The 21,141-nt window shown below is 56.4% G+C and carries 16 protein-coding genes, 1 tRNA gene and 1 rRNA gene; 6 read left to right on the forward strand and 12 right to left on the reverse strand.

Features of this window, described 5'->3' with window-relative positions; translation table 11 throughout:
- Nucleotides 1-222 precede the first annotated feature (222 nt).
- Nucleotides 223-298, reverse strand: a tRNA-Glu gene (locus AC1UKS_RS22105).
- Between the two features lie 73 nt (nucleotides 299-371).
- Nucleotides 372-1,912 (reverse strand): 16S ribosomal RNA (locus AC1UKS_RS22110).
- A 547-nt stretch (nucleotides 1,913-2,459) separates the two neighbouring features.
- On the opposite strand from AC1UKS_RS22110, the gene mdtD reads away from it, so the two are divergent.
- Complete coding sequence (mdtD, locus tag AC1UKS_RS22115) at nucleotides 2,460-3,863, forward strand: multidrug transporter subunit MdtD (RefSeq protein ID WP_013200061.1); 1,404 nt, start codon at nucleotides 2,460-2,462, stop codon at nucleotides 3,861-3,863.
- On the opposite strand, the gene rbsR is transcribed toward mdtD, so the two are convergent.
- The 8 genes from rbsR to budA form a co-directional block, all read right to left on the reverse strand.
- Nucleotides 3,860-4,861: a ribose operon transcriptional repressor RbsR gene (gene rbsR, locus AC1UKS_RS22120; RefSeq protein WP_265909030.1), complete on the reverse strand. Its 1,002-nt coding sequence runs from the start codon at nucleotides 4,859-4,861 to the stop codon at nucleotides 3,860-3,862. The genes mdtD and rbsR overlap by 4 nt on opposite strands.
- A 3-nt stretch (nucleotides 4,862-4,864) precedes the next feature.
- Complete coding sequence (rbsK, locus tag AC1UKS_RS22125; RefSeq protein WP_482435226.1) at nucleotides 4,865-5,794, reverse strand: ribokinase; 930 nt, start codon at nucleotides 5,792-5,794, stop codon at nucleotides 4,865-4,867.
- A gap of 57 nt (nucleotides 5,795-5,851) precedes the next feature.
- A complete protein-coding gene (gene rbsB, locus AC1UKS_RS22130; protein ID WP_265909330.1) occupies nucleotides 5,852-6,730 on the reverse strand; it encodes a ribose ABC transporter substrate-binding protein RbsB in 879 nt (292 codons plus the stop codon).
- Nucleotides 6,731-6,752: 22 nt separating this feature from the next.
- Nucleotides 6,753-7,721, reverse strand: coding sequence for a ribose ABC transporter permease (gene rbsC, locus AC1UKS_RS22135; protein WP_013200057.1), 969 nt, complete (start codon nucleotides 7,719-7,721; stop codon nucleotides 6,753-6,755).
- Nucleotides 7,718-9,229, reverse strand: coding sequence for a ribose ABC transporter ATP-binding protein RbsA (gene rbsA, locus AC1UKS_RS22140; RefSeq protein WP_482437075.1), 1,512 nt, complete (start codon nucleotides 9,227-9,229; stop codon nucleotides 7,718-7,720). The genes rbsC and rbsA overlap by 4 nt, the downstream gene beginning before the upstream one ends.
- 7 nt (nucleotides 9,230-9,236) lie before the next feature.
- Nucleotides 9,237-9,656 carry a D-ribose pyranase gene (gene rbsD, locus AC1UKS_RS22145; protein ID WP_265909034.1) on the reverse strand — a complete coding sequence of 140 codons (420 nt, stop codon included), beginning with the start codon at nucleotides 9,654-9,656 and terminating at the stop codon, nucleotides 9,237-9,239.
- 152 nt (nucleotides 9,657-9,808) lie between these two features.
- Nucleotides 9,809-11,488 carry an acetolactate synthase AlsS gene (gene alsS / locus AC1UKS_RS22150; protein WP_482435228.1) on the reverse strand — a complete coding sequence of 560 codons (1,680 nt, stop codon included), beginning with the start codon at nucleotides 11,486-11,488 and terminating at the stop codon, nucleotides 9,809-9,811.
- A 17-nt stretch (nucleotides 11,489-11,505) separates the two neighbouring features.
- Nucleotides 11,506-12,288, reverse strand: a complete 783-nt coding sequence (budA, locus tag AC1UKS_RS22155) for an acetolactate decarboxylase (RefSeq protein WP_482435229.1) — start codon at nucleotides 12,286-12,288, stop codon at nucleotides 11,506-11,508.
- Nucleotides 12,289-12,391: 103 nt separating this feature from the next.
- Between budA and AC1UKS_RS22160 the strand changes: the two genes are divergently transcribed.
- The 3 genes from AC1UKS_RS22160 to AC1UKS_RS22170 all read left to right on the forward strand — a co-directional run bounded on the left by AC1UKS_RS22160 (nucleotide 12,392) and on the right by AC1UKS_RS22170 (nucleotide 16,301).
- The gene (locus tag AC1UKS_RS22160) at nucleotides 12,392-13,288 is read left to right on the forward strand and encodes a LysR family transcriptional regulator (RefSeq protein ID WP_482435230.1); all 897 of its coding nucleotides are present in this window, start codon (nucleotides 12,392-12,394) and stop codon (nucleotides 13,286-13,288) included.
- Between the two features lie 199 nt (nucleotides 13,289-13,487).
- On the forward strand, nucleotides 13,488-14,861 hold the full coding sequence (locus AC1UKS_RS22165) for a nucleobase:cation symporter-2 family protein (RefSeq protein ID WP_482435231.1): 1,374 nt from the start codon (nucleotides 13,488-13,490) through the stop codon (nucleotides 14,859-14,861).
- Between the two features lie 87 nt (nucleotides 14,862-14,948).
- Nucleotides 14,949-16,301 carry an 8-oxoguanine deaminase gene (locus tag AC1UKS_RS22170; protein WP_265909039.1) on the forward strand — a complete coding sequence of 451 codons (1,353 nt, stop codon included), beginning with the start codon at nucleotides 14,949-14,951 and terminating at the stop codon, nucleotides 16,299-16,301.
- Between the two features lie 42 nt (nucleotides 16,302-16,343).
- Here AC1UKS_RS22170 and AC1UKS_RS22175 read toward each other — a convergent pair whose 3' ends face one another.
- Complete coding sequence (locus tag AC1UKS_RS22175) at nucleotides 16,344-16,739, reverse strand: YgiW/YdeI family stress tolerance OB fold protein (RefSeq protein ID WP_265909040.1); 396 nt, start codon at nucleotides 16,737-16,739, stop codon at nucleotides 16,344-16,346.
- A 221-nt stretch (nucleotides 16,740-16,960) separates the two neighbouring features.
- Between AC1UKS_RS22175 and qseB the strand changes: the two genes are divergently transcribed.
- Complete coding sequence (qseB, locus tag AC1UKS_RS22180; RefSeq protein ID WP_482435232.1) at nucleotides 16,961-17,623, forward strand: quorum sensing response regulator transcription factor QseB; 663 nt, start codon at nucleotides 16,961-16,963, stop codon at nucleotides 17,621-17,623.
- A complete protein-coding gene (gene qseC, locus AC1UKS_RS22185) occupies nucleotides 17,620-18,966 on the forward strand; it encodes a quorum sensing histidine kinase QseC (protein ID WP_482435233.1) in 1,347 nt (448 codons plus the stop codon). The genes qseB and qseC overlap by 4 nt, the downstream gene beginning before the upstream one ends.
- Nucleotides 18,967-19,025: 59 nt before the next feature.
- Here qseC and kup read toward each other — a convergent pair whose 3' ends face one another.
- A complete protein-coding gene (kup, locus tag AC1UKS_RS22190; RefSeq protein WP_013200046.1) occupies nucleotides 19,026-20,894 on the reverse strand; it encodes a low affinity potassium transporter Kup in 1,869 nt (622 codons plus the stop codon).
- Nucleotides 20,895-21,141 lie beyond the last annotated feature (247 nt).

Consider the following 21,141-nt stretch of genomic DNA (forward strand, 5'->3'; position numbering starts at 1 on the left):
ACCCACAAGCGTCCCGAAAGACACTGCTGTTGTAAGCATTTGAGAGACTCGAACATATCGTTGATTTCATTCTTATTACGGAGAATGAAAACGACATGTCGTTTCAATTTTCAGCTTGTTCCGGATTGTTAAAGAGCAAATATCTCAAACGTGACTCGTCCTTGCGGAGAGAATCAGTTTTGAGATACTGGTTGATAATGTCTTTCACTCATTATCAGGAGATGGCGTCCCCAAGGGGATTCGAACCCCTGTTACAGCCGTGAAAGGGCAGTGTCCTGGGCCTCTAGACGATGGGGACTCTGTTACTGTTGCTCATTACGTTTTCTATCAGACAATCTGTTGTGGACACTACGCGGGAAGGTATCTTCAGGTAAGGAGGTGATCCAACCGCAGGTTCCCCTACGGTTACCTTGTTACGACTTCACCCCAGTCATGAATCACAAAGTGGTAAGCGCCCTCCCGAAGGTTAAGCTACCTACTTCTTTTGCAACCCACTCCCATGGTGTGACGGGCGGTGTGTACAAGGCCCGGGAACGTATTCACCGTAGCATTCTGATCTACGATTACTAGCGATTCCGACTTCACGGAGTCGAGTTGCAGACTCCGATCCGGACTACGACGCACTTTGTGAGGTCCGCTTGCTCTCGCGAGTTCGCTTCTCTTTGTATGCGCCATTGTAGCACGTGTGTAGCCCTGGCCGTAAGGGCCATGATGACTTGACGTCATCCCCACCTTCCTCCGGTTTGTCACCGGCAGTCTCCTTTGAGTTCCCGACATTACTCGCTGGCAACAAAGGATAAGGGTTGCGCTCGTTGCGGGACTTAACCCAACATTTCACAACACGAGCTGACGACAGCCATGCAGCACCTGTCTCACGGTTCCCGAAGGCACTAAGGCATCTCTGCCGAATTCCGTGGATGTCAAGGCCAGGTAAGGTTCTTCGCGTTGCATCGAATTAAACCACATGCTCCACCGCTTGTGCGGGCCCCCGTCAATTCATTTGAGTTTTAACCTTGCGGCCGTACTCCCCAGGCGGTCGACTTAACGCGTTAGCTCCGGAAGCCACGCCTCAAGGGCACAACCTCCAAGTCGACATCGTTTACGGCGTGGACTACCAGGGTATCTAATCCTGTTTGCTCCCCACGCTTTCGCACCTGAGCGTCAGTCTTTGTCCAGGGGGCCGCCTTCGCCACTGGTATTCCTCCAGATCTCTACGCATTTCACCGCTACACCTGGAATTCTACCCCCCTCTACAAGACTCTAGCCTGCCAGTTTCAAATGCAGTTCCCAGGTTAAGCCCGGGGATTTCACATCTGACTTGACAGACCGCCTGCGTGCGCTTTACGCCCAGTAATTCCGATTAACGCTTGCACCCTCCGTATTACCGCGGCTGCTGGCACGGAGTTAGCCGGTGCTTCTTCTGCGGGTAACGTCAATCGACAGGGTTATTAACCCTGTCGCCTTCCTCCCCGCTGAAAGTACTTTACAACCCGAAGGCCTTCTTCATACACGCGGCATGGCTGCATCAGGCTTGCGCCCATTGTGCAATATTCCCCACTGCTGCCTCCCGTAGGAGTCTGGACCGTGTCTCAGTTCCAGTGTGGCTGGTCATCCTCTCAGACCAGCTAGGGATCGTCGCCTAGGTGAGCCATTACCCCACCTACTAGCTAATCCCATCTGGGCACATCCGATGGTGTGAGGCCCGAAGGTCCCCCACTTTGGTCCGAAGACGTTATGCGGTATTAGCTACCGTTTCCAGTAGTTATCCCCCTCCATCAGGCAGTTTCCCAGACATTACTCACCCGTCCGCCACTCGTCACCCGAGAGCAAGCTCTCTGTGCTACCGTTCGACTTGCATGTGTTAGGCCTGCCGCCAGCGTTCAATCTGAGCCATGATCAAACTCTTCAATTAAAAGTTCGATTTGCTGAAACAAGTTCAGCGATGCTCAAGTGTAAAACGTCATAATGAATTTCATTATGTGTTCACTCTTAAGGCTTGATATTTTTTTGCGCCTTGCGGCGCTGATATCAATCCTGCGAGTGCCCACACAGATTGTCTGATAAATTGTTAAAGAGCGTTGCGGTAAGGGCCTTGGCGCCTTACTGCGAGGTGGCGTATATTACGCTTTCCTCCTTCGGAGTCAACTTCTTTTTGGGAAGTTTTTCTCCGGCGATTCAGCTTCCTGAACCTCTGACCCGGTGACCGTTAAGTCGTTGTTCCGTGTCAGTGGAGGCGCATTATAGGGAATTCCTGGAAGGCCGCAAGTGTTTCTCAACAAAAAAGATCTGACCGCCTCTTTTTTCACCAAAAGGTGAAAAAACACCCGTCTTACGCTGTTTTTAGCAGCTAAATGGCCTTTAAAAGCCCTTTTGTCCTTCCTGTAACCAAGTCAGCTGATGCTATTCTTTATGCATTGCAGGTTTGCCCTGCCAGCATTGAACATTAAAAAGGATGCTAAATGATAAAATCCGCGCGCAGTATGGCCGGACTTCCGTGGATCGCCGCCATGGCCTTCTTTATGCAGGCGCTGGATGCCACGATACTGAACACCGCCCTTCCTGCAATCGCCCAAAGTCTTAACCGCTCTCCGCTGGCGATGCAGTCCGCCGTCATCAGCTACACCTTAACGGTTGCCCTGCTTATTCCCGTCAGCGGCTGGCTGGCCGATCGCTACGGCACCCGCAAAGTCTTTATCGTCGCTGTCTCACTGTTTACCCTCGGCTCGCTCGCCTGCGCACTCTCGGGGTCGTTAACCTCACTGGTTGCGTTCAGGGTGGTGCAGGGTGTCGGCGGCGCGATGATGATGCCGGTAGCACGCCTTGCCCTGTTAAGGGCTTACCCACGGAGCGAGCTGCTGCCGGTACTCAATTTCGTCACCATGCCCGGACTGATTGGCCCGGTACTGGGGCCGATGCTGGGTGGCGTGCTGGTGACCTATGCCACCTGGCACTGGATCTTCCTGATTAATATCCCGATGGGGATTGCCGGCATCATCTATGCCCGCAAATATATGCCGGACTTCACCACGCCACGCCGCCGCTTCGATTTCCTGGGCTTTTTGCTGTTCGGGATTGGGCTGGTGCTGCTTTCGAGCGGAATTGAGCTGTTTGGCGAGAAGATCGTTGCCACCAGCATTGCGCTCGCGGTCACGCTGGGCGGCGTTCTGTTACTTCTTCTCTATATAGTGCACGCAAGACGCCACCCTACGCCGCTCATCCCGTTGCCGATGTTTAAAACCCGCACTTTCTCGGTAGGCATACTGGGCAATATCGCCGCACGCCTCGGGACGGGATGCATTCCTTTCCTGATGCCGCTGATGCTGCAGGTTGGCTTTGGTTACTCGGCGATCCTGGCAGGCTGCATGATGGCACCGACCGCGTTAGGTTCGATTATGGCCAAGTCGATGGTGACGCAGGTACTGCGCTGGTTTGGCTACCGTAAAACCCTGGTATGGATTAGCGTGATCATCGGCGTGCTGGTTGCCAGCTTCGCCTTACAAACGCCGGGGATGAGCCTGCTGGTGCTCCTGCTGCCGCTGTTTGTTCTGGGGATGGGGATGTCGACACAGTTCACCGCCATGAACACCATCACACTGGCGGATCTTAATGATGCCAACGCCAGCAGCGGCAACAGCATGCTGGCCGTGACCCAACAGCTGGCGATCAGCTTCGGGGTGGCGGTCAGTGCCGCCGTGCTGCGATTCTATGAAAACTTTGATGGCACCACCGTTCAGCACTTCCATGCCACGTTCCTGACGATGGGTGTGGTCACGGTGATCTCAGGCTCGGTGTTTTTGATGTTGAAACCCGGCGACGGAAGGCATCTGATCAGCAACCGGGAGAAAAAGAAGAAAGCCGCCTAACACTCCCCGACGGATCCGCGCTCGACCAGTTCCGGTGTCAGCACCAGCAGTTGCTGGCTGCCACCGGGCTCGGCCAGACGATGCAGCAGCGTATCAATGGCCAACTCACCCAGTTCATCTTTCGGCTGATGGATGGTGGTCAGCGGCGGGGTCATATAGCGGGCCAGCTCGATATCGTCATAGCCGATCACCGCAATGTCCTGCGGCACCGACAGTCCCGCCTGATACAACGCGTGATAAACTCCAACCGCCATCGCATCGTTGCTGGTAAACACCGCCTGCGGCAGCGGGTTGAGCGCCAGCAGTTGGTTCATGGCATTGTAGCCGCCCTCAAACTCCAGATCGCCAGCGACGATATAGCCAGGCAGCACCGGTAGACCCGCCTGTTCCATCGCCTGATGAAATCCCTCAAGGCGTAAACGGGCGGGCGTTTTATCCTGCGGCCCGGCGATACAAGCAATGCGCGTATACCCCCGGGAGATAAGATGCCGGGTGGCCATTTCGCCGCCCAGCAGCGAGTTATCCTGAATAATGTCGCTGCCACCGTCAAAAGGGGACCAGTCCATCATCACGGAAGGGATAGAAGGATAGCGCGTCAGGATCTCAACCGACGGAATATGGCTTTCGGTACACATGATTAACAGCCCGTCGACACGCTTTTGCAACAGCGTCTCCAGACTGCGGTTCATGCGGTTTTCATCGCCATCGGTATTGCACAGCACCAGACTGTAGCCGCGTTCATAGCAGCTTCTTTCTACGCCACGCACCACTTCCGAATAGAACGGGTTGCTGCTGGCGGTAAGCAGCATCCCGATGGTGCGGGTCTGATTAAGCTTCAGGCTTCGTGCCAGGGCGGATGGCGCATAGTTAAGTTGCGAAATCGCGGTGGTCACTTTTTCCCGCACCGCGTCACTGACAAAGCGGTTGTTGTTGATCACATGGGAAACGGTGGACGTTGAAACGCCCGCCAACCGTGCGACATCTTTCATGGTGGCCAAGTGCTACCCCTGCTGCTGCAAGAAGCTGTCGGTCTCGTGTCGCCAGGGCACCGAAGGCTGCGCACCGGATCGCGTGACTGAAATCGCGGCCGCGGCGTGGGCAAAGCGCACGGCCTGCGCCATCGGCTGTTCGTCCAGTAAGGCGGTAATCAACGCGCCGTTAAAGGTATCGCCTGCGGCGATGGTGTCGACCGCATCCACCTTAAAGCCGGCAATGCGCTGCCCGTTGCCCTGCTCACTGAGCCACACGCCGCGACTGCCCAGCGTAATCAGCACGCTGTGGATGCCTTTATCATGCAGAACCGCCGCCGCACGGGCTGCATCCTCATCGCTGTCGATATGGACGCCCGTCAGGATCTCGGCTTCGGTTTCATTCGGGGTGATCATATCCACCAGCGCCAGCAGCTCATCGGACAGCGGCGTGGCAGGAGCGGGATTAAGGATCACTTTGGTCTGATGCTGATGGGCGATTGTGGCGGCCGCCAGCACGCTATCAAGCGGAGACTCAAGCTGCATCAGTAATGCGCCAGCTTCAGCGATCGTTTTTTGGTGCTTCTTGACGATGGCTGGCGTCAACGCCGCGTTGGCACCCGAATGGATGGCGATACTGTTTTCGCCTTCGGCATTGACGAAAATCAGCGCCACGCCGGTGGAGTCACCCGCAATCACTTCGACAGGGGAAACATCAATGTTGTCTTTATTCAGCTGCTCGCGAATACGCTGACCAATATCGTCTTCACCCACACAGGCGATAAACGCGATGTCAGCGCCGCTGCGTCCGGCCGCGACCGCCTGATTGGCCCCTTTGCCGCCGAAAGCGATTTGATAATGCTTGCCGATCACCGTTTCACCGGGACGAGGAAAGGTGTTCAGGTTAAGGATGTGATCTGCGTTGATGCTGCCAAGGACAGCCAGCTTACCGGGTGTTTTCATCAGGGTGTCGTCCAGAAAAAGGCGCCACCTGCAGGAGGTGGCGCGTGTCGTGCTGAATTATTTAGTGACCAGTTTCAGATCAACCGGGTTGATTGCCTGAACCTTCTGGCCCTTCAGCACTTTATCAGCGGTATCCACGCCGATAACGCCGATCTGCTCTGGCTGCTGCGCCACGGTCGCGGCCAGCTTGCCACCTTCAACCGCCTTCACGCCATCGGCGGTGCCGTCGAAGCCAACCACCAGAACATCAGATTTGCCTGCGGTTTGCAATGCACGCATCGCGCCCAGCGCCATTTCATCATTCTGCGCGAACACGGCCTGCACATCAGGATGCGCGGTCAGCAGGTTTTGCATCACGTTCAGGCCTTTAGTGCGGTCGAAATCAGCGGGCTGGCTGGCAAGGATCTGGAAGTGGTGCGCATCAGCCGCGGTTTTGAAGCCTTCGCCACGCTCACGGGCAGCAGAGGTACCGGCAATACCGGCCAGCTCGATGATTTTGGCGTTATCGCCCAGTTTTTTGGCCATGTAGTCACCGGCCATTTTACCGCCGAAACGGTTATCAGAGGCGACGTGACTCACTACTTTGCCCTGGGAAGCCACGCGGTCGAGGGTGATGACCGGGATATTCGCCTGGTTCGCCATCTTCACGGCATTGCCCACCGCGTCTGAATCGGTTGGGTTGATCAGCAGCAGTTTGGTGCCGCGAACGGTCAGGTCCTGCACGTTAGCCAGCTCTTTCGCCGGGTTGTTTTGTGAATCCAGCACCACCAGGTTGTAGCCCAGCTTATCCGCTTCTTTCTGTGCGCCATCTTTTAAGGAGACGAAGAACGGGTTATTCAGTGTGGAAACCACCAGCGCGATGGTGTCTTTTGCCAGCGCGTTTGCGCTGACGGTTACGCCAAGCAGAACAGCAAGTGCAGTCAGTTTCATTTTCATCATAAATTCCTGTAGGGGAGAGTTATTTACTGCTTTTGTTATCTACCAGCACCGCCAGCAGTATCACCACAGCTTTGACGATCATTTGGTAGTAAGAAGAAACACCGAGCAGGTTGAGGCCGTTATTCAGGAAGCCGAGGATCAGCGCACCGATCAAGGTTCCCATAATGCGTCCTTTACCGCCTGCCAGGCTGGTACCGCCGAGCACCACGGCCGCGATAGCATCCAGCTCATAGCCGGTTCCCGCCGTTGGCTGAGCCGAAGAGAGACGCGCCACTTCAATCGTGCCAGCCAGCGCGGCCAGCATGCCGCACAGGGCATAAACGATGATTTTAACGCGGCTGACGCTGATGCCGGATAAACGGGTCGCCGCTTCGTTGCCGCCCAGCGCGTAGATATAACGGCCCAGACGCGTGTGATGCAGCATGTACCAGGCCGCGAAGAAGACGATGGCCATGATCCACACCGGCGTTGGGATGCCCAGCGGGCGGCCGATGCCGAACCAGCCAAACAGATCGGCATTGTCATTAAAGCCGGTGTTCACCGGGCTGCCGTTGGTATAAACCATGGTCACGCCACGCAACAGCAACATCATCACCAGCGTGGCGATAAAGGCCTGAACCTTGCCCTTGGCGACAATCGTGCCGGTCAGCGCGCCAATCGCCGCGCCCAATGCCAGCGATCCCGCCACGGCGACCAGGGCATTCACTTCCAGGCCCACCAGCGAAGCGCCCACCGCGCCGGTCAATGCCAGCAATGAACCCACGGAAAGATCGATGCCCGAGGTCAGGATCACCAGCGTCATGCCCACCGCCATAATGGCGTTGACCGACGTCTGCTGCAGGATGTTGAACAGGTTATTGACGGTGAAGAAGTTCGGGCTGAGGCTCGACACAATGGCGATCAGCACGATCAGGGCGATCAGCGATTTTTGCTCCAGCAGCCAGCTTTTGCTGAAGATGCGGTTGGCACGAAGGGTTTGGGTACTCATAGTTTTGCTAGCTCCACGCTATGTTGCTTGCCTACCGCCGCCGCCATTAAGACTTCCTGCGTGGCTTGTTCAATGGGGAAGTCACCGCTCAGGCGGCCTTCGTGCATCACCAGCACGCGATCGCTCATACCCAGCACTTCAGGCATCTCAGAGGAGACGAGAATGATGCTCAGCCCTTCTTCTTTGAACTGATTGATTAACTGATAAATTTCTTTCTTGGCCCCGACATCGACGCCGCGCGTCGGCTCATCGAGGATCAACACTTTTGGCCGGGTCATCAGACCGCGAGCGATGGCGACTTTCTGTTGATTACCGCCAGACAGTAGCCCAATTGGCTGGTCCATTGACGGGGTTTTCACATTGAAAAGCTGAATAAAATCGCCAACCGCCATCTGCTCTTCAGCGTGCTTCAGGCGTCCGCCTTTGTGGCTGAAGTAATCCAGCGCGGTTAAAGACATGTTCTCTTTCACCGACATGCCCAGCACCAGTCCATCGCGTTTACGGTCTTCAGAGATATAGACGATGCCGTTTTTCAGCCCTTCTTCAGGCGAACGCGTGGTGACGTTTTTGCCGTCGAGCTGCACGCTGCCACTGCTGCGCGGCATCGCGCCGTATAACACCTTCATTAATTCGGTACGGCCCGCGCCCATCAGCCCGGCAACACCCAGAATTTCACCTTTGCGCAGGGTGAAGCTGATATCGTCAACGCCCGGCCCGGTTAGATGTTCCACCTTGAGGCGAACCTCACCAGGCGCTTTATCCAGCCGCGGATACTGCTCTTCCAGCTTGCGGCCAACCATCATTTCAATCAGCGAATCTTCTTCCAGGCTTTCCACCGCCCGCTCGGCAATAAACTGTCCGTCGCGGAAAATGGTCACGTCATCGCAGATTTCGAAGATTTCCTTCATGCGGTGCGAGATATAGACAATGCCGCACCCCTGCGCCTTCAGCTCGCGGATCACGCGGAACAGCGACGCGGTTTCGGTATCGGTCAGTGCATCGGTGGGTTCGTCCATCACGATTACTTTCGACTCATAACTCAGCACTTTAGCAATCTCGACCATTTGCTGGTCGCCGATCGACAGATCGCCCACCAGCTTGTGGCTGCTAAAACGCAGATTGAGTTTTTTCAGCAGCACGTCGGCTTCGGCGTGCATTTTCTTCCACTGGATGCGGCCAAACGCGTTAATAAACTCACGGCCGAGGAAGATGTTTTCCGCAATGCTCAGCTGTGGGATCAGGTTCAGCTCCTGATGAATAATGCCAATGCCGGCTTCCTGCGACGCTTTTGGCCCGTTGAAGGAGACCTCATTGCCCAGCCAGGTGATGCGGCCCGCATCACGCGCATAGATCCCGGTCATCACCTTCATCATGGTGGATTTACCGGCACCATTTTCGCCGACCAGCGCCATCACTCTGCCCGGATAGACCGAGAGTGCCGCGCCGGAAAGCGCCTTCACGCCGGGAAAGGATTTATCAATACCTTGCAGTTGCAGTAAAGGTTGCATCATGGCCTCAGAAGGTCACGCCAGCGGTCAGGATGATATTCGCGTAGGGGGAACATTCCCCACTGCGGATCACGGCCTGACTACGCTGGGTTTGCTGTTTTAACTGGTGGTGAGTGACGTACTGGATCGAGATGGTGTTTCCCTGATGTTGTTGCAGCAAGTCGAGCAGGGCTAACAGGTCGCTGTGAAGCTTGGGATTATGAGATTTGATCTCTTCCGCGATGATGGCACTTTCTACCTGCATCTCTTCGGTCACGGTGTGAACCACCTGCAAAAAGCTGGGAATACCGTGGGTCAGCGCCAGATCGATACGCTGAGGGCCGACCGGAATTGGCAAGCCCGCATCGCCGATGGTCAGGCTGTCGGTATGCCCGAGGCGGGAAACCACGGACGAGATATCAGAATTCAGTAAGGTGCCTTTTTTCATCTTTCACTCCAGAGCGAAACGTTTCGCTGATCCGGAGTTTAAGAGAGGCAGGGGCGAAAACAACCGCCAAATCGCGAAATTGTGATCGCCATCGAAACGTTTCGCTGTTGCCTGCCTCGGGTTTGGCTTAAGGCTGGGATCGTGGCTGGAGGTTAGAGGATCTGGCTTAAATGGAGCTGGCTCATCAGCAAATGATTGTCGGCATAATCGACCGGCACCGCGACGACGGCAGGGCCCTGCACGTCCATCGCTTTACGCAGCGTTGGCTCTAACGCTTCGGCACTATCTACCGCAAATCCGGCGGCGCCAAAGGCTTCGGCATAGGCTTTGAAATCGACCGGGCCGAATTTTACCCCCGACACCCGCTGATATTTCTTCTGCTCCTGCATCGCCACCATGTTGTATTCCTCATCCACCCAGATGATATGCAGAATATTGGCTTTGAGCCTGACGGCAGTTTCCAGCTCCATACTGGACTGCAGGAATCCGCCATCGCCGGAGACAGACACCACTTTACGGCTCGGGTCGACCAGCCAGGCGCCAATGGCCCACGGCAGCGCCACGCCCATCGTCTGTTGCCCGTTGGAGATCATAATCTGACGCGCCCGGAAGCTGTAAAGGTAGCGGGCGATCCAGATATGGAAGCTTCCCATATCCACCGTCAGGGTGACGTCGCTGTTAATGATGTCCTGCATCGCCCGCACGATGCGCAGCGGATGCAAGGCAAACTGATTCAGATTCTGGCCCTGCAATGTCAGTAGTTCCCGCTGCTGCTGGCGATCGTGCAGAATCGACGCGGCCTGTGAGCTGAGCTGCAAAGGCGAGGCAATGCGGGCGGCCAGTTTGTCGAGCGTTGCGGCGATATCGCCCACCAGTTCAGCATCCGGCAAATAGCAGTTATCCACTTCCGCAGGCAGCACATCGATATGCACCAGGGTGGCCGTCCCGCTGTTCCACATCGCCGGCTCATATTCCACCGGGCTATAGCCGATAGTGATAATCAGGTCAGCCTGACGTAAAAGACGATCGCCCGCCTGATTGTTAAACAAGCCTACCCGGCCGGCAAAGCGTGAAAAGTGTCCCTGACGTACGGCCCCAGCCGCCTGATAGGTGCTGGTGACGGGAATATGGCTGCGCTCCAGCAAACGGTGTAGCGCATCGCTGTTTTCCGGCTGGCTGGCCATCAGTCCCAGCAGCAGCACCGGGTTTTTGGCCTGCGCAATCTGTGCAGCAACCGCCTCAATTGCCACATCCGGCGCGGCACCCAGCAGCACCTGACCTTTGCTGGTCAGCAGATTGCCCCGGGCCGGCTGATCGACAATATCCTGCGGCAGGCTGACAAAGGCACCGCCGCCCCTGCCGTGTTCAGCCTGGCGGAAGGCGTTGGAGATCACTTCAGACAGGGCATTGGCATCGGTGACTTCAACGGCATATTTGGTGACCGGACGGAACATGGCGACGGTGTCCATGCTCTGATGCACCTGTTTTGCACTGTCCGCGCGCTTCACCGCGCCGCCCAACGCCACCACCGGATCGCCTTCACTGGTGGCGGTGGCCATACCGGTGATCAGATTCGAGCAACCGGGGCCGGAGGTGACCAGCGCCACGCCCGCGTTGCCGGTCAGCCGTCCTACCGCCGCGGCCATAAAGGCCGCATTGGCTTCATGGCGCACCGGGATGGTCTGGATAGTGGAGTCCACCAGCGAATCAAAGACCTTATCGATTTTGGCGCCCGGAATACCAAAGACCTGCTTCACGCCCTGAGCTTCCAGCTGCGCCACGACCAGATCGGCGCCATGTTGCCATAGCTGAGTATCGGTTGGGTTTTTCATCATGACTCCTTAGGGGATTAGCTCTCAACGGAACGAATGGCCGAATCCAGATCGTCGGGATTCAGGTTGGCTTGCAGAAAGTCGTTATCTTTTGGCAGGTCGATCACCAGTTTGCTGATCGCACCGAAGGTCAGCACCCCTTCCTCCAGCCGGTAATCCAGCAGATGGCCGCCACCCTGACGGTCATCGGTAATAAAGTGTTCGTGATAACCCGCCACGTTAATGCCCTGCATATATTGCGGCGTACGGAAACCAATCAGCACGCCGTTCCGCTCGCTGAAGTGAAAGGTGGGTTGCTGGCCGAGCACTTCGGGCATGCTGCGATACGGGCGATGCTGGCAAGGCACGGTGCGGGTCTGCGCCTCGGAGAAGCGGCCGTCGATGCGCAGTGCGCAGAACTGGTTATCGGAGGTGACCTGACTGTCGATATAGTCGTGAATATCCTGACGACCCATCGGCTGAGTAAAGTGATGGCGATGCTGCGGATGGAAGAAGGTCATCACCGCAAAGGGAGTTTTCTGCTGCGGACTGGCCTCACGGGCGCTGCCATCAGCGCGTAACTGATAGACCTCGCGGTCAAAGGCAATCAGTTCGCCGTCCAGCTGGTTGAAAGTGCCGAGGCCGAAGTCGCCTTTTTTCAGCAGATCGGCGACGGTGATGTTGCCCTCGTACACGCCACTCAGCAACGCACTCATCAGAGAGGTCTGATAGATTACACTTTCTGGCTTATGCTGCTGCAATGCGCTGACGGCAGAGGCCAACTCTTGTTCGCATAAACAGTCAGTTGCATAATTTTTCATGGCATCCTCGTAGCTAAAAGGTTAAGAATCATTAACAGGATGTTGACTCGATTCAGTTACGGATACCAATATAGGAAAGCCTTCACTTTGAGACGTTTTTGATATGGAACTCCGTCACCTGCGCTATTTCGTGGCCGTCGCCCAGACCCACAACTTCACCCGCGCGGCCGAACTGCTTGGGATTTCCCAACCGCCTCTGAGCCAGCAAATCCTTCGCCTTGAGCGCGAAATTGGTCTGCCGTTGTTGAAACGACTGACCCGCAGCGTTGAGCTGACCGAAGCCGGAGAGGCCTTTTATCAGGATGCCTGCCAGATCCTCGAACTCAGTGGTCATGCGCTGGAGAAAGCCAAAGGCATTGCGCGCGGCACCCGGGGACGACTTTCCCTCGGGTTCGCCAGCTCGGTGGCGTTCCATGGTTCGGTATTCAGCCTGCTCAGGGAGTTTCAGCATCGCTACCCGAATATGGAGATGATCACCGGCGAGCAGAATATGGCGACGCTTCTGCATAACCTGCAGGAAGGACTGCTGGATGCGGCCTTTGTGCGCCTGCCGTGTGAAAGCAGCAAAGCCTTTAATTTGAAGGTCATCGCCAGTGAAAAAATGCTGGCGGTGTTGCCGCCGGGCCATGTGCTGGCGGGGCAGGCCTCCCTGTCGCTGCAGCAGTTGGCGGAGGATCCGCTGATCCTCTTTCCGCAGGAAGTGGCGCCCAGCCTGTATGAGATGATCATCAGCGCCTGTCTGCGGGCCGGATTCCAGCCGCGCACCGGCCAACAGGCACCCCAAATCGCTTCCGCCATCGGGCTCGTGGCCAGTGGGTTTGGCTATACCCTGGTGCCGGAATCGCTGGGCTGCATTCGCCATCCGGACGTCACCCTGCATGCCATTGACGATGCGGTGCTAAACAGCGATATCGCCCTGGCCTGGCGACGGCTGGATCGATCGCCGGCGGTGCTGCATCTGGTGGCCACCCTCAATGAAATTCCGCCCGCCACGCGCTGAGAATGTGCCATTTTGGTGCGTATTTGCCAGGTTGGATCGCACCATTAAGGTTCACGTAACAACATCTTGAAACTTTCGGATCATTCAATTCACGAAAAAAACACTTATCTATCAAGCAATAAATAACCACCGCATCATTTACTGCACTCTGGCGTGTTTCATGCATGAGACAAAGTCTGCCGATCCATGGAGTGTAGTTATGTCTGCTAATGAACCTTCTGATTTGATTTATGGCCTTGAGGAGAAACCCACTCCGACGGTCGCGCTGTTTACCGCGTTACAGCATGTGCTGGCGAGTCTGGTGGGGGTGATCACGCCACCGTTAATTATCGGCACCGTGTTGGGACTCAATGCCTGGCTGCCTTATCTGATCAGCATGTCGCTGTTTGTCTCCGGCCTCGGCACCTTTATTCAGGCTCGCCGGATAAAACATATCGGTGCGGGAATGATTTGCCTGCAGGGCACCAGCTTTGCCTTTCTGGCGGTGATCCTGGCGGCCGGATTCAGCGTGAAAAATCGCGGCGGCAGCCCGGAAGATGTAATGGCGATGATTTTCGGCCTGACCACGGTTGCCGCCTTTATTCCGATGATCGTCAGCCGTTTTCTGGGCCAGATCCGCCGCCTGATCACGCCGCTTATCAGCGGCACCGTGGTGTGCCTGATTGGCATCAGCCTGATTAAGGTCAGCATCACCGACTGGGGCGGCGGTCATAACGCGGCAAACTTCGGTTCGGTGCCCAACCTGTTGCTGGGTTTGCTGACGCTGGCCACCATCGTGCTGTTCAGCCACGCGCGCAACCGCTGGCTGCGTCTCTCCGCGGTGATCCTCGGTATGGCCGTTGGCTGCGTGGCCGCCGCGCTGAGCGGCAATCTGACCTTACATCCGTTCACCGAATCCTGGATTGCCGTGCCGCAGCCCTATCGCTTCGGCTTCCAGTTTGATTTCTCGCTGTTCCTGCCGATCGCGCTGATTTCGCTGATCAGTATTCTTGAGGCGGTCGGGGACCTGACGGCGAACTGCCTGCTGTCACGCCAGCCCGTTGAAGGAGAAAGCTACGTCAGACGTTTAAAGGGCGGCATTTTGGCCGATGGCGTTAGCTGCATGCTGGCGGCCATCTTCTCGGCGCTGCCCAGCACCACCTTTGCGCAAAATAATGGCGTGATCCAGATGACCGGCGTCGCCAGCCGCTATGTCGGCATGTGGATTGGCTGCCTGCTGGCGTTACTGGGCTTGTTCCCGGCGTTTGGCGCGGTGGTCCAGCAAATTCCGGCACCGGTTTTAGGCGGCGCGACGCTGGTGATGTTTGGCAGCGTACTGGCGGCCGGCATCCGCATCATGACCCAGTCGCCGCTGACCCGCCGCGACATGATGATCATTGCCGTCTCGTTTGGCATTGGTCTCGGCATTGAAGCGCAACCTGAATTCCTCAGCCATTTGCCGAAGGTTTTTGCTAACCTGTTTGGCTCGGCGATTAGCGCGGGTGGCATTGTTGCCATCGTGCTGAACCTGGTATTGCCGTCCGACACCGCAGTACGTCAGACCCGCGAAAGCACACTGGCCGCGGAAAAATAATGTTGTAATGCGCACGCGCTCCCTGGATCAGCAGACAGGGTATAACTGAGCTGGCTTATCTTATTCTTTATAAAGGAGAAGCTGGCTATGCCCGCACACCGTATTTGGGTGAAAAACCCGCTCGCCATTTTTACCCCCGAAGACACCGATGGACGAGGTGGACTGGTCATTGAAAATCAGGTTATTACTGAAATCCTGGCGTCAGGCCAACGCCCTTCCCAGCCCTGCGATGAAATCAAAGACGCCAGTCAGCACGTGGTGTTGCCCGGCCTGATCAACACCCATCATCATTTTTATCAGACGCTGACCCGCGCCTGGGCCCCAGTGGTGAATCAACCGCTGTTTCCCTGGCTGAAAACGCTGTATCCGGTATGGGCAAAACTAAAGCCCGATGCCCTGGCGCTGGCAAGCAAAGTGGCGATGGCGGAACTGTTGCTGTCGGGCTGTACCACCGCCAGCGATCATCACTATCTTTTCCCGGACGGACTGGAAGAGGCGATTGATGTTCAGGTTGAGGTAGTGAAGGAGCTGGGCATGCGGGCGCTGTTAACCCGTGGATCGATGAGTCTTGGTGAAGAACAGGGCGGCCTGCCACCTCAGCACACGGTGCAGAGTGGTGACGATATTCTGGAGGACAGCGTCCGGCTGATTAAGCGCTACCACCAGCGCGGGGCCGGCGCACAAATTCAGATTGCCCTTGCGCCTTGCTCTCCCTTCTCGGTGACCGAAGAGATCATGGTCGAAAGCGCAAAACTGGCTGAGGAGTGGGATGTCCGGCTGCATACCCATCTGGCCGAAACGCTGGATGAAGAGCAATTCTGTCTGGATCGTTTTGGTCTGCGCACCGTGGATTATCTGGATAAGGTGGGCTGGCTGGGGCCACGCACCTGGCTGGCGCACGGCATTCATTTTAATCCTGATGAAATAACCCGCCTCGGCGCGGCCGGCACCGGCATCTGCCACTGTCCGGTGTCCAATATGCGGCTTGCTTCGGGCATCTGCCCGACGCTGGATTTGGAACAGGCTGGCGCCACCATCGGGCTGGGCGTGGACGGTTCCGCCTCTAACGACGCCTCTAATCTGATGTATGAAACCCGTCAGGCGCTCTATTTACAACGGCTGCGCTACGGCGCTGAGCGTATCACGCCGCAAAAAGTGCTCGGCTGGGCGACTCGCGGATCGGCGCGTTTATTAGGGCGTGAGGATATTGGTGAGATACGGGTCGGCATGCAGGCCGATCTGGCGCTGTTTAAAATGGATGAATTACGGTTCAGCGGCAGCCACGATCCGATTGCCGCCTTAATTCTGTGTGGCGCGGAGCGGGCCGATTATGTGATGGTGGGCGGACAATGGCGAGTGATTGACGGCGTTATTCCGGGTCTGGATATTGCCTCATTGATTGCTCAACATCGCACGGCTGCCAGTGCGTTGGTCAGCTAAATAACGCGCGGCGGGGACAGCGATCCCCGCCGCTACGTATTATCACTGAACCTTACGGATCTGTTTCACGTCCAGTTCAACCGAGTTGAAGTCTTTATCAATCTTGCCCTGAAGCTCGACGTTATCTTTCGGCGAAATGGTCTGGCCTTCCCAGCGCTTATGATCAATCTCAACCTTCATCGTTCCGGTAGCATCGCGGAACTGGTAATCCTCATCACCGATACGCTTTTCAATGTTGCCACGCATCGTGACCCAGGCATCATCCTTCATATCCTGCGCCTGCTTAACGGTGGCTACCGTGCCGTTTGGCCCGGAAAAGCCGCCTTTCTGCACCTGGGCAGTGGGGGCATTCGGGTCAACAAACCCGCCGGACTGAGCAGCAAGAACAGGCATGGAAACCAGCGCGGTAATAGCTAATAAAGCAGCGGTCTTTTTCATCATTGTCACCTTTATTCCTTGGAGGGTCGGCAGTAAATAATAGTGCCTCGTATGTCTCTTCGGAAGCTATTTAAGCAAAGGGTTCTTAACAGGTTCTTAAGAACTCAGTGGCCGGCTTAATATTTATTAAAATTGGCGAAAAAACGCGAATTCCTGCGATCTGCGCTGTACAACCGGCCTGCCCGTTACGTATAAAGCGGGTAATCACAGAGGAATTTTTCATGCGCATATTAGTCATTGAGGACGATCGGTTAATTGGCGACGGAATTAAAGCCGGGCTAATAAAAATGGGATTCAGCGTCGACTGGTTTACCGAAGGTAAAAAAGGATTCGCGGCACTCAGCGCGGCGCCTTATGACGCGGTGGTGCTGGATTTAAGCCTGCCGGGCATGGACGGGCTGGATATTTTGCGCCAGTGGCGTCAGCAGGGACAGGATGAACCGGTGCTGATCCTCACCGCCCGGGATGCGCTGGAACAGCGGGTGGCCGGGCTACAGCAAGGGGCCGATGACTATCTCTGCAAGCCCTTCGCCCTGAGCGAAGTCGCGGCCCGGTTACAGGCATTGATTCGCCGCCGCCATGGCCAGCTTCACCCGCAGCTCAGCCATGGCGCCGTGGTGATGGAGAGCGGCTCGCACCGCGTGACGCTGAACGGCGAACCGCTGGAGCTGAAATCCCGCGAACTGGCGCTGCTCGAACTGTTTTTGATGAATAGCGGCAGAGTGCTGACCCGAGCCCAGTTAGAAGAAAAGCTCTACAGCTGGGATGAAGACGTCTCCAGCAACGCCGTTGAAGTGCATATTCACCATCTGCGAAAAAAACTGGGCAGCCAGTTTATCCGCACCATTCATGGCGTCGGCTATACGCTGGGAGAACCGGTGTGAATCGCCTGAGCCTGCGCCTGCGTCTGATGCTGGGCTTTCTGCTGCTGACGCTGATTTGCTGGGGAACGGCCAGCCTCGGCTCATGGTGGCAGACGCGGCATAAAATCAATGAGCTGTTTGATACTCAGCAAATGCTGTTTGCCAAAAGGCTGGCAACGATGAACCCGGAACAGCTTAGCCACGAACCGCTGACGCTGCCCAAAACCAAGAAGCTGCTTAAGCATCATCGCGGCGATCAGGAAGACGATGCGCTGGCCTTTGCGGTCTTCACCCGCGACGGAAAAATGGTGATGAACGACGGCGATAACGGCAAAGATTTCCGCTTTCATTACGAGCGCAACGGCTTCACCGACGGCAAGCTGAAAGGCGACGATGATTTGTGGCGCATGGTCTGGCTAAGCACGCCGGATCAGCAGTATGTGGTGGTGGTCGGTCAGGAGTGGGAATATCGCGATGATATGACCCGCGATATCGTGCAGACCAACCTCTGGCCGTGGCTGTTTGCGTTGCCGGTGATGTTGATCCTGCTGCTGTGGCTGATCACCCACGAGCTGGCCCCGCTGAAACGTATCGCCAGCCAGCTGCGGCATCGCTCCCCGGACGATCGGACGCCGTTAAGGGAAGATCGGGTTCCACAAGAAGTCCGGCCGCTGGTGGACGAGCTGAATGCGCTGTTTGCCCGTATCGCGCAGATGCTGACCCGCGAGCGACGCTTTACCTCAGATGCCGCACATGAGCTGCGCACGCCGCTGGCGGCGCTGAAGGTGCAAACCGAAGTGGCTCAGCTGGCCCATGACGATGAAGCGATGCGTCACCATGCGCTGGCCAATCTGGATGCGGGGATCGACAGAGCCACTCGGATGGTCGATCAGTTGCTGACGCTCTCCCGACTCGATAGCGAGAAGGATCTGGAGACGCAGCCGGTCAATCTGCAACAGCTGCTGCAACAGGCGATTATCGACCATTATGGTAACGCGCAGGCCGCCGGTATCGAGCTTAGCCTTGAGGCGCCCGGGGTTCCGGTCATCAAAAATGGACAGCCGCTGCTGCTGGCGCTGATGGTACGTAATCTGCTGGATAACGCCATTCGTTACAGCCCGTCCGGCGGAAGCGTGCAGCTGATCCTGTCGCCACGCCGTATTGAGGTTCTGGATAACGGACCCGGCGTTACGGGAGAGGCTGTGACGCGGGTTGGTGAGCGGTTTTACCGGCCTCCGGGACAGGAAAAGTCCGGCAGCGGGCTGGGACTGTCCATCGTCAGCAATATTGCCCAACTGCATGGGATGCGGGCCAGCTTTGCTAACCGGGATGCGGGCGGTTTTGCAGCGTCCGTCAGCTGGTAGCCCGCGTCAGTGAGCACAAAAAAAGGGGCCCGAAGGCCCCTTTTCTCTGCCGGTCGGGATCATATCTCGACCTGTGTCCCTAACTCAATTACCCGGTTAGGCGGGATCTCGAACTGGTCTGGCGCACGCAGGGCGTTCTTCTGCAGCATCAGGAACAGCTTGCCGCGCAGGCGCAGATACCAGGGCCGTTTACCGATAATCAGCGACTCATGTGACATAAAGAACGAGGTCTCCATCATCCGGCAGCTAAGCCCTTCCAGCCCACAGCGGTGGAAAATCTCTTCCACGTTCGGCGTTTCACGCCAGCCGTAACTGGCCACCACGCGCCAGAAGGTTGGCGAAAGCTGTTCGATGGTCACACGCCGGACGTTATGCACATAAGGCGCATCTTCCGTTCGCAGCGTCAGCAGCACCACGCGCTCATGCAACACCTTGTTATGCTTTAGGTTGTGCAGCATGGCGAACGGGATCACGTTTAGCGCACGGGACATATACACCGCGGTGCCCGGCACGCGCACCGGTGGCGATTTCTCCAGCGAGGCAATCATCGCTTCCAGTGAGTTGCCATGTTCATGCATACGACGCAACAGGCGGAAGCGCTCGCTTTTCCAGGTGGTCATGATGATAAACATCACCAGCGCCAGGCACAGCGGCAACCAGCCACCGGAGAACACTTTCACCAGGTTAGCAGAGAACAACGACACATCAATGCACAGCATGCCGACCAGCACCGTCAGCACCAGATAACGGTTCCAGTGCCAGTTTTTTATCGCCACCGTGGTACAGAGGATCGCGGTCAACACCATGGTGCCGGTGACGGCAATACCGTAGGCCGCGGCCAGGTTACTGGAGTGCTGGAAGCCAACAATCACAATCACCACGGCGAAGTAGAGCAGCCAGTTGATCACCGGGATATAAATCTGACCGGACTCCTCTTCCGAGGTATGCACAATGCGCATCGGCGGCAGATAGCCCAGACGAACGGCCTGGCGGGTCAGCGAGAACACGCCGGAAATCACCGCCTGCGAGGCAATTACCGTGGCCAGCGTCGCCAGGATCAGCATCGGGATCAGCGCCCAGTCAGGTGCCAGCAGGAAGAAGGGGTTTTTTATCGCTTCAGGGTTCTTCAGCAGCAGCGCGCCCTGGCCGAAATAGTTCAGCACCAGCGACGGCAACACCACAATGAACCACGCCAGACGGATGGGGAATTTACCAAAGTGACCCATATCGGCATACAGGGCTTCCACCCCGGTGATCGCCAGCACCACCGCGCCCAGCGCAAAGAACGACACTTCTTTATATTCCATAAAGAAATGCATCGCCCAGTAAGGGTTCATCGCATGCAGCACGTCAGGATTCGCAGCAATACTCATGCCGCCGAGCACCGCCAGCACAATAAACCACAGCAGCATCACCGGGGCGAACAGTTTGCCGACAATGCCGGTGCCGTGCTTCTGGATAGCAAACAGCAGCGTCAGCACGGCAATCGCCATCGGCACGATATAGCGGTCGAGGTTCGGCGCGATGATCTCCAGACCTTCAATCGCCGAAAGCACTGAAACGGCCGGCGTAATCACCACTTCACCATAGAAGAAGCTGCCGCCAATCAGTCCCATGATCACCAGTACCGCCGTGGCTCTGGCCCCGGTATTGCGGCCCGCCAGCGACATCAGGGTCAGTATTCCCCCTTCTCCGGCGTTATCTGCGCGCATCACGTAGCTGATGTACTTGAGCGACACCACCAGCACTAACAGCCAGAAAATCAGGGACAGAAAACCAAATACCGCATCACGTTCCACGCCAAAGCCAAACTGGCCGGAAAGGCATTCACGGAGGGTATATAAAGGGCTGGTACCGATATCACCATAGACAACGCCAATGGCCGCTAAGGTCACTGCGCCAAGGGACTGCTTTTTTTCAGAACTCATAAACTAGTCTTTTGTTGGAGCCGAGTGACGCGGGATTGCGCACAGCTCATCAAGCCATCAAAACGCGCACAGTATGCATGAATCATGATGAATGCCTATCCTTATTACGTTAAGAGAAATGACTTCACTGCCCTGCGTCACTCTTTGACAAGAAAAAAGCTGACTCGTATCAACTCTTTCAAGCATCATAGCCAGTAGTGTTTGCGCTCGCCAGTCACCCTGCTGGCCTGACCGTAGAAAAGGATGA

The organism is Erwinia sp. AK-PDG3-5 (genome assembly GCF_056821705.1).